The organism is Seonamhaeicola sediminis, from assembly GCF_004358095.2.
In the GTDB taxonomy this organism is placed as follows: domain Bacteria; phylum Bacteroidota; class Bacteroidia; order Flavobacteriales; family Flavobacteriaceae; genus Seonamhaeicola; species Seonamhaeicola sediminis.
This window is the reverse complement of the sequence record NZ_SMZJ02000003.1, coordinates 159,412-174,922: the sequence shown is the minus strand read 5'-3', so window position 1 is coordinate 174,922 and position 15,511 is coordinate 159,412. Positions and strand designations below refer to the sequence as shown.

Here is a 15,511-nt window from a genome sequence, read left to right as displayed (position 1 = left end):
TTTTTTTTATAATGTTTCAATTACAGCTTTAAAAAGTGTTACCATATCTGGTTCAGCCTTTGCTGCCATGGCTATAATTTCTTCAATATTTACAGGTTCTAAGTTATCTGGGTCGCATTCATCCGTTAAAACTGACACTGCTGCCACCTTCAATTTTAAGTGGTTTGCCACAATAACTTCTGGTACGGTGCTCATCCCAACAGCATCTGCCCCAATTATTTTAAGCATTCTGTATTCTGCTCTGGTTTCTAATTGTGGGCCAACCACACTTGCATATACGCCTTTGTGTAATTTTATGTTATGGGTTTTCGCAATATTTTTAAAACTAGCGTTAATTAGAGCATCATAAGGAGCACTCATATCTACAAAACGCTCACCCATTTGCTCAATACCTTTTACTGCTAGTGGCGAACTTCCTTGAAGGTTAATATGGTCGTCAATCAACATCAATTCTCCTTTTTTGAAATCTAAATTAATAGCTCCAGCGGCATTAGAAACTAATAGGGTATGAATACCTAATTGTTGCATAATGCGCACAGGGTAGGTAACATCCTGTAGCGTATAGCCTTCGTATACATGAAAACGACCTTGCATTATTATAACTTTTTTTCCAGCAAGATTCCCGTAGACAAGTTTTCCTCTATGAAACTCCACTGTGGCCGTTGGAAAATTGGGAATATGGTTATAGCTTACCTCTTTTAAAACTTCAACCGAATTAATAAGTTGTCCAAGACCAGTGCCTAAAATAATACCCACTTCTGGTTTATAGAAGCCTTTGTCTTTGAGATAATCTACCGTTTCTGTAATAAATTTAATCATTTAACTGTTTAATTTTTTCTTGTAACTCTATATTCGATTTGTAAAAATTTGAAGTTATTAAGTCTTCAAACGTATCAATATCATTTAAGGTTTCTAAAATACTAAATGTTATAGCTTTTGCACTTAATTCTTGCAATGTTTCTTCCAGTAAATTTGGTTGGCTCCAAGGCTTATTATCAAACACATTATGATATAATTTAGAAAGTCCGATCAGGTAATAACCACCATCAACAGATGGCCCAAAAACAGTGTTGTATTCTTTTAAAGCGTTCAACCCATTATTAATATGTGTTTCATTAATATCAGGTAAATCTGAGCCTATTAATACAATACGATTGTAACCGTCTTTAAACCCTTTAGAAAAAGCATTTTTCATGCGTATACCAAGATTTTTGCCTTCTTGCACATGCTTTTCAAAACCATTCCATTTGGTTTCTATAATGGCATCTGAAAAGTAGATGCGCTTGTCTGCCTTAAGTTTAGTGGTAGCCTGTTCTGTAATTTTCACCAATTCACTATACACCTCAAAAGCAGCTTGATTGCCAATGGTTTTAGCAAGTCGGGTTTTTACCTTGCCCAACTTTATGTTTTTTACAAAAACAATAACGAGTTCTTTATTCATATACTTTAATCCCTTTTTGCAACCATTTCCCCCAATCTTTACTAAAGGCATGCACACTATCGGTTTCTTGCTCTTTTAGATTATAAACTTTTTGTAGATTATTTTTCCATTCAAAAATGCCACCAAATAAATTGAAAACATTTTTATATCCAGCTTTTTGGAGTTTTTCGGCAATATCTTCAGAACGAATGCCCAAAGAGCAATATACCACAACTTTAGAATTCTTGTTTGGTATTTTTTTAGAAGTAGAATCTATGTTAAAGAAATCATACCCAACAGCAATAGCATCTTTTAAATGACTAGTTGCATATTCTCTTTGTTCTCTGGCATCCAAAAGAATAATATTGTCTGGGTATGATTTCAATTCATTTACATAAATATACGGAATCTTTTCCGAATTATATTTCTTGAGTAATTTATCTAATTTCTTTTGAGAATAACCTAGTGCAGAAATAAAAAAAATAAAAAACAGGAAAGTTTTTTGCATAACTTGTATTTAAGCCACAGTGCCTTGGCAACTACTACCTGCACCTGCGGTACAACCGTAGCAGTGTTGCGAAATAACAATATTTCTACCCTCTAATAATTCCTCATTATATTCAGATATATGCTTTATTTTACTGCTCACAGGTAGCTCAAGCATTTGATTAAAATCGCAATCGAATAAATAGCCTTCCCAACTTACGGAAAGTGTATTGGTACACATAACGTTGGCTACAGCTGAAGGGTTATAAGCCTCAACTAGGGCGTACATGTAATCTTCGTAGTTTTCTGAAGCGATTAAATAATCTAAAAACCTGCTTATAGGAAGGTTGGTTATTGCGAATAAATTGTGGAACTGAATTCCAAAATCTTCAAGTAATGCTTTTTTGAAGTCTTTTTCCATAGAAGCTTGGTCACCCGGAAGAAATGCACCTGAGGGATTGTAAACCAAATCGAGTCTTAAATTACTATCTGGCATGCCGTAGCCAACCGCGTTTAATTCTTGTAATGCTTTTATTGATTTATCAAAAACACCGTCGCCACGTTGTTTGTCTGTTTTTCCACGCGTCCAATGTGGCATAGAGCTTACAACATGCACATTGTGTTTCTTAAAGAATTCTGGTAAATCGTAATACTTTTTATTAGCCCGAATAATGGTAAGGTTAGAGCGTACTATAAAGTCTTTAATACCTGCTTTTGCCGCTTCTTCTATAAACCATCTAAAATTAGGATTCATTTCTGGAGCACCACCTGTTAAATCTAAAGTATGTGCGCCTGTATTTTTAATAACGTATAAACACTGCTGCATGGTCTCCTTGGTCATTATTTCTTGACGATCTGGACCTGCATCTACATGGCAATGTTCGCAAACTTGGTTACACATATAGCCTATGTTGATTTGCAAAATTTCAAGCTTTTTTGCCTTCAAGGGAAACTGGTTTGTTTCAGATATTTTAGACTTAAATGTTGGCAGTTCTCCGTTTTGGAAAATACCGTTAGATAAAATTTCTAATTGTCTTTTGCTTTGAGCTAATGTGCTTTCGCGCTTGTGTAGCGATTGTGTTTTTATTTTCGTCATAGTACTCTTAAAAAATACCTTTTATATTTATTGTTCATTTTGCAGCGATACAAAACGAACCAAAAAATCGAGTCAAAAATAGGAAATTGCTAAAGCAACATTCACTTTCAGAGTTTTGTGCTTGAAGCTACGCTTCGCATCTTCACTCTTTCGTTCATTATTTCTGATTTTTGATGCTTCCGACTACGTCGGAATTTGGGACTTGATTTTCTGTTATTTACTTTTTTTCACCCAACTTATATTTTGTCTTTCAAAGTATGAGTAAGGTTCCTCCCTTTAGGGGAGGTTAGGAGGGGCTTTTACCCATCCAATTTATTCACTTTATTCATCATTTGTACCCCATGAACAAGAGTAGCACCACTTTTAATAGCAGCTCCTACATGTATGGCTTCCATCATTTCTTCTTTGGTAACACCACGTTGTAAACCATCTTTGGTATAGGCGTCAATGCAGTAGGGGCATTGTTCTGTATGTGCAACCGCAAGAGCTATTAATGATTTTTCACGAGCAGTTAAAGCACCTTCTTCAAAAACTTTCCCGTAATAATCAAAAAATTTATTTCCGATATCTTCACTCCATTCTGTGATTTTTCCAAATTTTCTTAGGTCTGCGGGGTCGTAGTATGTTTTACTCATCTTTTATATTTTGGTCTAAAATATGAAAATATAAAATCTTAAGTCGATAATAACTTCTTTACATAACAAGGGATTGGAAATATTTTTGATAAAGAAAAGATTATTGCTTAAATCGGAGTCTTTTTTATATTCTGAAAAAAACTTTACCAGTTGGTGTTTTTTGAGTCCTTAGCTCCATCAATAATACTTTGGACTACCTCAGGATTTAGTAAGGTGCTGGTGTCTCCTAAGTTTGATGTGTCATTGCAGGCTATTTTTCTTAGAATACGCCTCATAATTTTACCTGAACGTGTCTTTGGTAATCCTGGAGTAAATTGAATTTTGTCCAGTTTAGCTATAGGGCCAATGTGCTCTGTTATAATTTGATTTATCTCTTTACGCAAATTGGTGTGATCTCTACTTTCACCAGTGTCTTTAAGAATTACATATCCATATAGCGCATTCCCTTTTACATCATGTGGGAAGCCAACTATTGCTGACTCTGCAACTGCTGGATGTTCATTTACAGCATCTTCGATGGGTGCAGTTCCTAAATTATGACCAGATACAATGATAACATCATCAACCCTTCCTGTAATTCGATAATATCCAACCTCATCACGTAAAGCACCATCGCCAGTAAAGTACTTGTTTTCAAAAGCCGAAAAGTAAGTGTCTTTGTATCTTTGATGATTCCCCCAAATGGTTCTAGCCATACTTGGCCAAGGGAATTTTATACATAGGCGCCCATCCACTTGATTACCCTTAATTTCATATCCGTTTTCATCCATCAAAGCAGGCTGAATACCTATAAATGGTAGCGTAGCATAGGTTGGTTTTGTTGGTGTTACAAATGGGATGGGGGTAATCATGATGCCACCGGTTTCAGTTTGCCACCAGGTATCCACTATGGGGCTTTTCTTTTTGCCAATATTATCATTGTACCAATGCCAAGCTTCTTCATTTATGGGTTCACCTACAGAACCTAGAGTCTTTAATGAAGATAAATCATACTTTTCAACAACTTCAAGTCCTTGTTTAGCTAAAGCTCTAATGGCTGTTGGTGCTGTGTAGAACTGATTTATTTTATGTTTTTGAACAATTTCCCAAAACCGACCATAATCAGGGTAACTTGGAACACCCTCAAACATGACCGTTGTAGCTCCGTTTGCCAGAGGCCCATATACAATATAACTATGGCCTGTTATCCAGCCAATATCTGCAGTACACCAATAAATATCATCTTCCCTGTATTGGAATACATTTTTAAATGTGTAGGCAGTATAAACCATGTAACCTGCCGTAGTGTGTACCATACCTTTGGGCATACCTGTAGAACCTGATGTGTATAGAATAAACAAAGGATCTTCAGCATTCATTACTTCAACTGGACAAATAGAAGACGCATTGTCTAATAAGGGTTGTAACCATTTATCTCTTCCAGATTCCATGTGAATATCAGATTGAATACGTTTGACAACTAAAACAGTTTCCACGCAAGAGCAATCGTTTAATGCTTCATCTACAATGCCTTTTAAATCTATTGTTTTAGAACCTCTGTAAGAACCATCACTGGTGATGACCATTTTACATTGAGAATCATTAATTCGAGTTGATAAAGCCGTTGAAGAGAAGCCTGCAAAAACCACGGAATGAATAGCGCCAATTCTAGCACAAGCTAGAACCGAAACTGCTAATTTAGGTATCATGGGAAGATAAATACAAACTCTGTCTCCTTTTTCAATACCATGATCTTTTAAGACATTTGCAAATTTATTGACACGTTCTGAAAGTTCTTTGTAACTAATAGAAATAGAGGCTTCGTTTGGGTTGTTCGGTTCGAAAAGAATAGCTGTTTTATTACCTCTTGTTGCCAAATGTCTATCAATGCAATTTTCGGTTATATTTAATTGTGCTCCTTCAAACCATTTAACTTCAGGCTTAGAAAAATCCCAGCTTAAGACATTATCCCATTTCTTGCGCCACATAAAATGCTCTTCAGCAACTTCTTCCCAGAAATTTTCAGGTTCTCTAACCGATTTTCTATATACTTGATAGTATTCTTCTAGATGTTTTATATGGTAATTGCTCATGCTTTAAAATTTAATTTAGCGTTTAATCGTTGTAAGTCCTAATTTATGACCCCAAAAGGCATAATATAGAATAATGGTGTAACAAGGCAACAATATCCAATATCCAAAATTGCCAGCCTCTGCCATTGCAGAAACTTCACTAAGCCCAACTTTTATTAATTCATTTTTCTTATCGTCCACTATAGCGCCGTATAAAGGTGGGATAATAGCACCACCACTTATCGCCATGATCAAAAGGGCTGAAGCCGTTTTTGTAAATTTTCCTAAACCTTTTAACGCTAATGGCCATACAGCAGGCCATACTAAGGCATTAGCAATACCTAGAGAGGCTACAAAAAGCACAGAAGTAAATCCGCTGGTAAATAGGATGCATAGGGAAAGGATGATGCCTAAAATGGCACTAGCCTTTAAAGCGAAGGATTGACTTATGTACTTTGGAATTAATATCACACCCAATGCATAAGTAAATACCATAGCCATCAGTGTAAACAAGGTAAAAAACTTAGCTTGAGAAGCTGGGATATCTAGTGCGATACCATAGGCAATAATAGTATCTCCAGCAATTACTTCAACCCCTACATAAACAAAAAGAGCCATAACCCCTAACCATAAATGTGGGAATTGAAAAATACTTAATTTAGAAGATTTTCCTTCTATTTGATTTTCATCTGTATCTGCCTCAACGTGTGGCAAAGGAGCTTTTCTAATAGCGAGTCCTAGAATAAATAGTACAATAGCCATGGCAACATATGGGGTAACCACACTGTCTGCCATAGTACTCAATAATTCAGATTTTTCAGAAGTATCTACGGTAGCTAACTTGTCTTTAATCTCATCTATTCCAGATAATAATATGGCTCCAAAAATTACCGATCCTAAAGCGCCCGCAACTTTGTTGGCGATTCCCATAATAGCAATCCGTTTTGCTCCACTTTCTAGAGGACCTAAAATAGTAATATAAGGGTTGGCGGCTGTTTGTAATAAGGTCATTCCTGCGCCTTGTATAAAAATTCCAGTTAAAAAAACCCAATAAGTTCTAGCTTCTGCCGCAGGAATAAATACTAATGCTCCTAACCCCATAATCATTAATCCTAAGGACATACCTTTTCTATAGCCAATTCTATTTAATATACTAGACGAAGGTAAAGCCATTATCACAAAAGAAATATAAGAAGCCGAAGCTACCAAATAGGATTGTGCATCGGTTAGCTCGTTAATAGTTTTCATGAAGGGAATTAAGGCACCATTAATCCAAGTTACAAACCCGAATATAAAAAATAGACCCGCTATAATTAATATAGGTAACAGGTTGTTAGATGTAGGTTTAAGGGGAGTGTTAGATGTGCTCATAATTTGCTATTGATAATTCAAGGAAATAGAAAATAGTATACCCTGCATAAAGAAAGACTAAAGAAATAAAAAAATCTTGTAACTTAAAAAGATTCATGGTTTTTTGTAGTAATTAAGAGTAGAATATTACATGAATCTTAAAAATATTCAGGAAAAAGTGAGGTTTAAAAACAAAAAACCCTGTAAACATTACTGTTTCAGGGTTTTTAAGTGGTACCTCCAGGAATCGAACCAGGGACACAAGGATTTTCAGTCCTTTGCTCTACCAACTGAGCTAAGGTACCTCGCCAAAGCGGTTGCAAATATAAATTCAATTTTGTTATTCGCCAAAATAAAAATACAAAAAAATGCATTAATATATTTTGAGGTTTAAGGATTCTTTGATGGTAATTTATAATATAATTAAGAGTATAATTATTTGTGTTTTGTAATTTTAGCCCTTTCAATAAACGTATGAATTTAATTATTGATGTTGGGAATACATTTGTGAAACTTGCTGTTTTTAGTGAGGGTAATATTTGTTATAAAGAGGTAATAGAACATAATTTATTATTAAAGCAGGTTAGGATGATCAAAAGTAGATTTAAATCACTGCAAAAAGGGATTGTTTCATCAGTTGGGAGGTTAAATAATGAACATGTATCGGAAATTGAGACAATCACACCTCTTTTAAAGTTAAATTCAAAAACCAATCTTCCTTTCAAAAACAAATACAAAACTCCAAAAACACTAGGGGTTGACCGAATAGCCTTGGTAAGTGCCTCGGTGAAGCAATTTCCAGATAAAAATGTGCTTATTATTGATGCCGGTACTTGTATAACCTATGATTTTATAAACTCGCAAAATGAGTATTTAGGTGGAGCAATTTCACCTGGGTTGCGTACGCGTTATAAGTCGTTAAATAATTTAACGGCTAACTTACCGTTATTAGAATTAGAAAAACCTAAAGGCATCATTGGAGCCTCTACTAAAGCGTCAATTCATTCTGGGGTAGTATTTGGAGTATTAAATGAGATAGATGGTATGATTGATAGTTATAAACTTAAATATCCAGATTTAACAGTTATTTTAACAGGAGGTGATGCTAATTTCTTGTCTAAACAATTAAAAAATAGCATATTTGCCAATTCAAATTTTCTTTTGGAGGGTTTGAACTACATTTTACAATTTAATTCAAACGAATGATTAAAAAACTTGTATTAGTTTTTACTGTTTTAATTACCATGTATGGTAATGGTCAAGAAGGTACAGCATCTCCATACTCTTTTTATGGTATAGGAAGTCTTAAATTTAAGGGTACAGTTGAAAATAGAAGTATGGGGGGTATTGGTGTTTACATAGATAGTATTCATGTGAATTTACGTAATCCTGCGTCGTATGCAACAGATAACCTATCGTATCTTAATAATGAGAATAGACCAGTAAAATTTACAGTAGGAGGAAGTCATTCTAGTATTAACTTAGAGGGAGCTTCTGAAAGTGATAAAACAAGTTCAACTACATTTGATTATGTAGCACTAACAGTGCCAATGGGTAAGTTTGGTTTTGGTTTTGGTCTCCTACCTTATACTTCTGTTGGTTATAAATTAGAATCTCTAAACGATGATAATCAAATTGAGAATAGGTTTACTGGTGAAGGAGGCTTAAATAAAGCTTTTCTTGGGTTAGGTTATAGAATTGCTAAGGGCTTTAGTATTGGTATAGATGCCCAATATAATTTTGGTAGTGTTAGAAATAGCACAATTGAATATGTTTATGATGATGGTATACCAACCCAATATCAATCTAGAGAAAGTAATCGGTCTGATTTAAGTGGCTTAAATTTTAACATAGGTTTGTCTTATACAACGTTAGTATTTGAAAGTTTAGAGTTAGCAACTAGTTTCACGTATACACCCGAAAGTACATTGGTGTCAAACAATCAACGTTCTATAGCTACTATTACCACTAACGCTAACACTGGGCGCGAGTTTGTAAATGATTTAATTGATATTGATTTGGAAGCTTTGGGGCTATTGGAAACAGATTTGGTATTGCCATCCAAAATGTCGTTTGGATTAGGACTAGGAAAACCAAGAAGTTGGTTTATTGGTGGTGAATACACCTTGCAAAAGACTAGCCAATTTTCTAATCCGCTTTACAGCAGTGCCAGTACTAGTTATGAAGATGCTTCCACTATTTCTGTTGGAGGTTTTTATATCCCAGATTACAATTCATTAAACAACTACTTAAAAAGAATTGTGTATAGAACGGGAGTTCGATATGAAAAAACGGGACTTAATCTAAATACTGAATCAATTAATGAGTTTGGCATGTCTTTTGGTGTTGGATTACCATTAAGAGGAGGATTATCTAGTGCCAACATAGGTTTAGAGCTAGGTAAAAGAGGAACAACTAATAGTAATTTAATACAAGAGAATTTTATTAATCTCCAATTAAGCTTATCTTTGGGCGACATTTGGTTCCAGAAAAGAAAGTATAACTAACAAAACACGAGTAAATTAATTATCATGAAGACGAAAATAACTTTTTTACTAATATTATTGATGGGATTGAGTTTTGGTTTTGCACAACAAGACGAAGAGTGTATGACCAAACTATCAATATTCCATGAATATGTTAAAGCAAAAAATTACGATGCAGCCTATGAACCTTGGTCTGCTGTAAGAAATAAATGTCCTAAGTTTAATAATGCCATTTATGTAGATGGTGAAAAAATATTAGATCATAAAATTGAGACTTCCTCTGGAACTGAGAAATTAGGTTATATAAATGATTTGCTTAAGCTTTATGAGCAAAGACTAGAAAATTTTCCGAATAAGACGCCAAGAGGAAAATATGGAACAATGGCCTGTCAATTAATGTATGACTACAGAAAAGAACTTAATAAGACTCCAGAAGAACTTTATGAGTGTTTTGATGCGGTTTATAACGCAGATAAAGAGAATTTTACTAATCCAAAAAGTTTATACACTTACTTTTCTTTAATGGTAGAATTGTTTGATGCTAAGAAAAAACCGGCTCAGGATTTATTTAATAAATATGATGATATTGTTGATAAAGTAGAAGACGAGGTTAAGATTTATTCAGCTAAATTAAACATCCTTGTTGCAAAAGAAGATGAAGGTAGTGCATTGAGTAAAAAGCAGGAAAGCTACAAAAGATATTACGAAAGTTACTTAAAGGCTTATGACCAAATTTCATCTGGAATAGATGGTCAACTAGGTCCCCGTGCAAATTGTGATAACTTAATTCCTTTATATACAAAAGATTTTGAAGCAAACAAGAATGACGCAGTTTGGTTAAAACGTGCCGTAAGCAGAATGTTCTATAAAGAATGTACAGATGACCCACTTTACGAAAAAATGGTAAAAGCGTATGATGAAACGGCACCATCAGCAGACACCAAATATTTTGTGGCTACAGTGTTATTAAAGAATGGTAAAGAAAATGAAGCCGTTAATTATTTCACAGAATCTTATGAGTTAGAAGAAGACAGCTTTAAAAAAGCTAAATTGGCTAATAACATTGGTTTAATTCTTAAAAAGAAAGGACGATACGGGCAAGCAAGAACCTATTTTAGAAATGCATTAAAATTAAACCCATCAAATGGTCGTCCGCACCTTTCAATAGCAGCCATGTATGCGGCAAGTGCTAATGATTGTGGGACAGATAATTTTACGAAGAGAGCTGTGTATTGGTATGCTGCTGAAGAAGCTAAAAAAGCAGCTAGAGTAGATCCAACACAAAGAAGTAACTCATCTAAGTCCGTTGCAAATTATTTGGCAAAAGCACCTTCTAAATCTGAGATTTTCAGTAAAGGTAATTCAGGAGAAGTGATTAAGATTGGTTGTTGGATAGGAGGTTCTGTAACTGTACCAGACATAAAATAATTGATTTTTCAGTTTGGGTTAACACTCAAAACTATTCATGAAACAATTAATTACATATTATATTTTAAGCATAGTCACAGTTTTTACTGTGACTATGTTTTTTTCTTGTAAAGACAACTATAATGAAGTCCAGAAAATTGGCATTTCTGAAAATGAACCTATAGGAGAAGCAGAGAATTTTAATCTTAAATACACTGATTCTGGAAAGGTTACAAGGCATTTAATAGGAAAAAAAATGTTTGATTATAGTAATAGAGATTTTCCTTATTACGAATTTACCAATGGTGTTACACTCAATATTTATGACAAAGATAAAAAGAGTACTGTAGTGTCAGATTATGCCATTGTTTATGATAAAACAAGTATTATAGATTTACAGGGTAATGTTGTTATTACAACGCATGATAATAGAATTTTAAAGTCTGATCAGTTATACTTTGACCGAAAAAAAGAGTGGTTATTTACCAATTTCCCCGTTACATTTACGTCAGGACAAGATGTTATTCATGGTAATGGTTTTGATTCTAACGGAGAATTTTCTAACGCAGAAGTATTAGAAGTAACAGGTATTTTTACAGTTGAAGAATAGTTGATTTCAACCTTTAATCTTTCCTAAATTATTTATCTTTACATTAAATTAAAACAATGAAACATCCATGTCTAACTTTTAGACACACAGTGAAATGATAATTTGGATGTTACACGTAACCTTTGAGAAAAAAATAAATATTAACACATGAAATATTCAAGTATTTTTCAATACGCTTATTTAGTTTTTGCAGTACTATTTGCATATGATGGTATTTCAAAATGGGGAGATGGTACTAATGCAGCATACATATCGTTAGGTTTAGCAGCTTTAGCTGTTTTTATGTTTTTCTTCAGAAGAAGGTTTAATAAAAAATTCCAGAACAGGAATAATCAGTCTTAGTAAATGACACTTTATGTTGTTATTATAGTTGTTTCCTTAATGCTTTCTGCATTTTTCTCGGGTATGGAGATTGCCTATGTGTCTTCAAATAAAATTCATATTGAAATTGAGAAAAAGCAAGAAGGTATTCTTGCTAAAGTTTTAACTAAATTAACGGCAAAACCCTCAAAGTTTATTACCACCATGCTTATTGGAAACAATATTGCTCTAGTAATCTACGGGTTTTTTATGGGTGATTTGTTGGTTGGGTGGTTTCAAACTTTATTACCTACTAACAGTAACTTTTTAAATTATTTGCTTACAGATTTAAGTCTACTCTCACAAACGGTTATTTCAACATTTGTGATTTTAATTACTGCTGAATTTTTACCTAAAGTGTTTTTTCAAATTTATGCCAATACACTTATAAAGGTACTGGCAATTCCTGCGTATATTTTTTATGTGCTATTTAGTTTAATATCGGGTTTGGTTATCTGGATATCAGATATGGTTTTAAAAACATTTTTTAAAACCGAAGGCGACCAAATTCAATTGGCATTTACTAAAGTAGAACTGGGGCATTATATAAGTGAACAAATGGAATCTGTTGAAGAGCATGATGAAATAGATTCTGAAATTCAGATATTTCAAAATGCGTTGGAGTTTTCAGAAGTAAAGGCTCGTGAGGTCATGATTCCTAGAACAGAGATTATAGCCGTTGAAATTGGCGAATCTATAAAAGCCCTTAGTGCACTTTTTACAGATACGGGTAGAACCAAAATTTTAGTCTATAAAGATACTATTGATGATATTTTAGGATATGTACATTCTTTTGAACTTTTTAAAAAACATAAAGATATCAAGTCTATGATACTTCCGGTAGAGTTTGTGCCAGAAACTGTACTTATAAAGGATGTTTTAGGTGTATTAACAAAAAAACGCCGCAGTATGGCAGTGGTTTTAGATGAGTACGGGGGTACCTCTGGAATTATGACCGTTGAAGATATTGTTGAAGAATTATTTGGAGAAATTGAAGATGAGCACGATACTGTAGACTTGATTGAAGAAAGAATAGATGAAGACACCTTTAGTTTTTCGGCAAGGTTAGAAGTAGATTATATAAACGAAACATACAAAATTAATCTTCCAGAAAACGAAAACTATGAAACCCTTGGTGGCTTAATAGTGAACCATACCGAAGAAATTCCTTCTAAAGGGGAGGTTGTAAAAATTGATAATTTTCAATTTACAATTATAGAAGTATCTAACACCAAAATAGATTTAGTGAAACTAAAGGTGTTAGAAGAGAATTAATGCTTATTTCTACTTTTATTATTAAATAGAAAATGGTATTTTCGCGCACGATATTTTCATCAATCATATTAATTTGATTGAAAATCCAACTTTAAATAAAAAAATCCTACAAGGGTTATAAAAACATCAAACATAAAAAATGGCAATTTTAAATAAGATTAGGCAAAAGACTTTAGTATTGATATTGGTAATTGCTATGGCATTATTTGCTTTTGTACTCTCAGGTCTTTTTGATGGAAGTGCTAGCTTCTCTGATAAATCACAAAGTGTTGTTGGATCTGTTAATGGAAAGGACATAACACGCGAGGATTTTCAGCAAAAAACTGAAACCATGCAAAGACAAATGGGGGCTAATGCTACAAATACTCAGGTTATGAACCGAGTTTGGGATCAGGAAGTTAGAACAGCGGTTCTTGAAACTCAATTTGAAGCCTTGGGTATCTCAGTTGAAAAAGACCAAATGAGAGATTTAATTAAGAATGCTATGGCTACCAACCCTCAGTTTTTAAATGATGCGGGTTTATTTGATGAAGATAAATTAAATGAGTTTATTGCTAACCTTAAAGAAACGGCTCCTAACCCTGGTTTTATTGGTGGCCAGCCGCTTACATATTCAGATTGGATTAATTTTGAGCAGAATTTGGCAGCAAACGGTCTGCAGCAAAACTACTTTAATTTGGTAAGAGCGGGCTTAACAGGAACTTTAGCAGAAGGTGAGTTAGAGCATAAATTAGAAGGTAATAAAATTGATATTAAGTATGTACAAATACCTTATACTTCAATTCCAGATAGTATTGTAAAAGTATCAAAATCTGATATTTCAAAATATATCAACAATCACAAAAAGGATTTTGAAGTTGAAGCGTCTAGAGATATTAAATTTGTTCAATTCAATGAAGTTGCATCTGTAGAAGATGAAAACGCTATAAAAGCTGGATTAAATACACTTTTAAATGGCAGATTTGTTGATGAAACAGGAAGAAAAGATACCATTGTGGCTTTTTCAAAGGTTAAAAATAATGCAGACTATATTAACCTTAACTCAGATATTAAGTTTAATGACCGTTTTGTATTCAAATCTGGATTAGCCTCTCAGGTAGCAGATAGTTTGTTTAATCTACAAGTAGGCGAAACTTATGGCCCCTATAAAGAAGCAGGTCATTTTAAAATTTCAAAATTAATTGCTGAAAAAAACATTCCAGATTCAGCAAAAGTAAGGCACATTTTAATTCCGTTCATAGGTTCGCAAAGTGCTGCTCCAGATGTGACTTTAACTGAAGAGCAAGCAAAAGAAAGAGCCGATAGTTTACTAAGCGTTATTAAAAGAAATCGTTCTAAATTCCCAGAATTAGTAAAAGAATTTTCATCAGATCAAGGAAGTATAGAGAAAGAAGGACGTTATGATTGGCATCCATACAATACTATGGTTCCTGAATTTAATGATTTTGAGTTTGAGGGTAAAGTTGGTGATTTGGGTGTTGTTAAAACTGTTTTTGGTTTCCATGTTATAGAAATTGAAGGGCAAAAGGATAAGAAAAGAGCAGTTCAAATAGGAACAATTGCCAGAAAAATAGAGCCATCTGAAACTACTACAGCTAAAATTTTTAGAGACGCCTCTAAATTTGAGATTGATGCTGCCACTAAAGGATTTGAGGAATTAGCTGAAGAAAATAAATATACGGTTAGACCTTTGGAGGGGATTAAAGCTTTAGACGAAAGTATTCCTGGTGTAGGTAATCAAAGACAAATTATTCGTTGGACTTTTGAAGAAGATGCCAAGGTTGGAGATATTAAGCGTTTTAATATTCCTGGAGGTTACATTGTAGCGCAATTAGTAGCTAAAAATGAAGCAGGTTTAATGTCGGTTGAAGATGCTACAGCTACAGTACTACCAATTATTAGAAAAGAAATGAAAGCCGAATTAATTAAGGGAAGAGTATCTGTAAATACATTAGAAGATTTGGCAGCAGCTGAAAGTACAACGGCTAGAAGTGCGTCGGCTATTAACATGAAGAATCCAACTATTTCTGGTGCTGGTAAGGAACCGTTAGTTGTAGGAACTGCTTTTGGTTTAAATGAAGGAGAGACCTCTAAACTTATTGCTGGTGAAAAAGGCGTTTATATGGTGCAGGTAACAAAAGTAACCCCGGCAGTAGAGTTAGATAATTACCAAGCTGCAGCCAACAGAGTAGAACAACAGAAATCTACTATTGTAAACAGTAAATTATACAATGCCTTAAAAGAGGCTGCTGAAATTGAAGATAACAGAGCAGCGGCTCAAGTACAGTAAAAAGAAAGCAATTTTAAAAAAAGAACGCCTCGTTTTTAACGAGGC

Annotated in this window: 14 protein-coding genes and 1 tRNA gene; 7 read left to right on the top strand and 8 right to left on the bottom strand. The window is 33.9% G+C overall.

Annotated elements, in window-relative coordinates; genetic code table 11:
- Positions 1-6: 6 nt before the first annotated feature.
- The 8 genes from E1J38_RS05385 to E1J38_RS05350 form a co-directional block, all read right to left on the bottom strand.
- The gene (locus E1J38_RS05385; RefSeq protein ID WP_133356146.1) at positions 7-819 is read right to left on the bottom strand and encodes a purine-nucleoside phosphorylase; all 813 of its coding nucleotides are present in this window, start codon (positions 817-819) and stop codon (positions 7-9) included.
- Entirely contained in the window at positions 812-1,441 is a 630-nt protein-coding gene (locus tag E1J38_RS05380; protein ID WP_186525823.1) for a TIGR04282 family arsenosugar biosynthesis glycosyltransferase, read from the bottom strand. The genes E1J38_RS05385 and E1J38_RS05380 overlap by 8 nt, the downstream gene beginning before the upstream one ends.
- On the bottom strand, positions 1,434-1,928 hold the full coding sequence (locus E1J38_RS05375; protein ID WP_133356144.1) for a rhodanese-like domain-containing protein: 495 nt from the start codon (positions 1,926-1,928) through the stop codon (positions 1,434-1,436). The genes E1J38_RS05380 and E1J38_RS05375 overlap by 8 nt, the downstream gene beginning before the upstream one ends.
- 9 nt (positions 1,929-1,937) lie before the next feature.
- Positions 1,938-2,993, bottom strand: a complete 1,056-nt coding sequence (gene arsS / locus E1J38_RS05370; protein ID WP_133356329.1) for an arsenosugar biosynthesis radical SAM (seleno)protein ArsS — start codon at positions 2,991-2,993, stop codon at positions 1,938-1,940.
- A gap of 308 nt (positions 2,994-3,301) precedes the next feature.
- Positions 3,302-3,637, bottom strand: a complete 336-nt coding sequence (locus tag E1J38_RS05365; protein WP_133356143.1) for an arsenosugar biosynthesis-associated peroxidase-like protein — start codon at positions 3,635-3,637, stop codon at positions 3,302-3,304.
- A gap of 143 nt (positions 3,638-3,780) precedes the next feature.
- Positions 3,781-5,709 (bottom strand): acetate--CoA ligase, encoded by a 1,929-nt coding sequence (gene acs / locus E1J38_RS05360; protein ID WP_133356142.1) that lies wholly within the window; start codon positions 5,707-5,709, stop codon positions 3,781-3,783.
- 15 nt (positions 5,710-5,724) lie between these two features.
- Positions 5,725-7,059, bottom strand: coding sequence for a sugar MFS transporter (locus E1J38_RS05355; RefSeq protein ID WP_133356141.1), 1,335 nt, complete (start codon positions 7,057-7,059; stop codon positions 5,725-5,727).
- 211 nt (positions 7,060-7,270) lie between these two features.
- Positions 7,271-7,343 (bottom strand) — tRNA-Phe (locus E1J38_RS05350).
- 169 nt (positions 7,344-7,512) lie between these two features.
- Here E1J38_RS05350 and E1J38_RS05345 point away from each other — a divergent pair.
- From E1J38_RS05345 to E1J38_RS05315, 7 genes are all read left to right on the top strand, one after another.
- Entirely contained in the window at positions 7,513-8,244 is a 732-nt protein-coding gene (locus E1J38_RS05345) for a type III pantothenate kinase (protein ID WP_133356140.1), read from the top strand.
- On the top strand, positions 8,241-9,545 hold the full coding sequence (gene bamG, locus E1J38_RS05340) for a BamG family beta-barrel-assembly machinery protein (protein ID WP_133356139.1): 1,305 nt from the start codon (positions 8,241-8,243) through the stop codon (positions 9,543-9,545). Before E1J38_RS05345 ends, bamG begins: the two co-directional genes overlap by 4 nt.
- Before the next feature lie 24 nt (positions 9,546-9,569).
- On the top strand, positions 9,570-10,952 hold the full coding sequence (locus E1J38_RS05335) for a tetratricopeptide repeat protein (protein WP_133356138.1): 1,383 nt from the start codon (positions 9,570-9,572) through the stop codon (positions 10,950-10,952).
- Between the two features lie 37 nt (positions 10,953-10,989).
- Positions 10,990-11,541, top strand: coding sequence for an LPS export ABC transporter periplasmic protein LptC (lptC, locus tag E1J38_RS05330; RefSeq protein ID WP_133356137.1), 552 nt, complete (start codon positions 10,990-10,992; stop codon positions 11,539-11,541).
- A 147-nt stretch (positions 11,542-11,688) separates the two neighbouring features.
- A complete protein-coding gene (locus E1J38_RS05325) occupies positions 11,689-11,883 on the top strand; it encodes an LPXTG cell wall anchor domain-containing protein (RefSeq protein WP_133356136.1) in 195 nt (64 codons plus the stop codon).
- A 3-nt stretch (positions 11,884-11,886) separates the two neighbouring features.
- Positions 11,887-13,176 (top strand): hemolysin family protein, encoded by a 1,290-nt coding sequence (locus tag E1J38_RS05320; RefSeq protein WP_133356135.1) that lies wholly within the window; start codon positions 11,887-11,889, stop codon positions 13,174-13,176.
- A 139-nt stretch (positions 13,177-13,315) separates the two neighbouring features.
- Positions 13,316-15,466, top strand: coding sequence for a peptidylprolyl isomerase (locus E1J38_RS05315; protein ID WP_133356134.1), 2,151 nt, complete (start codon positions 13,316-13,318; stop codon positions 15,464-15,466).
- The last annotated feature ends 45 nt before the right edge of the window (positions 15,467-15,511 follow it).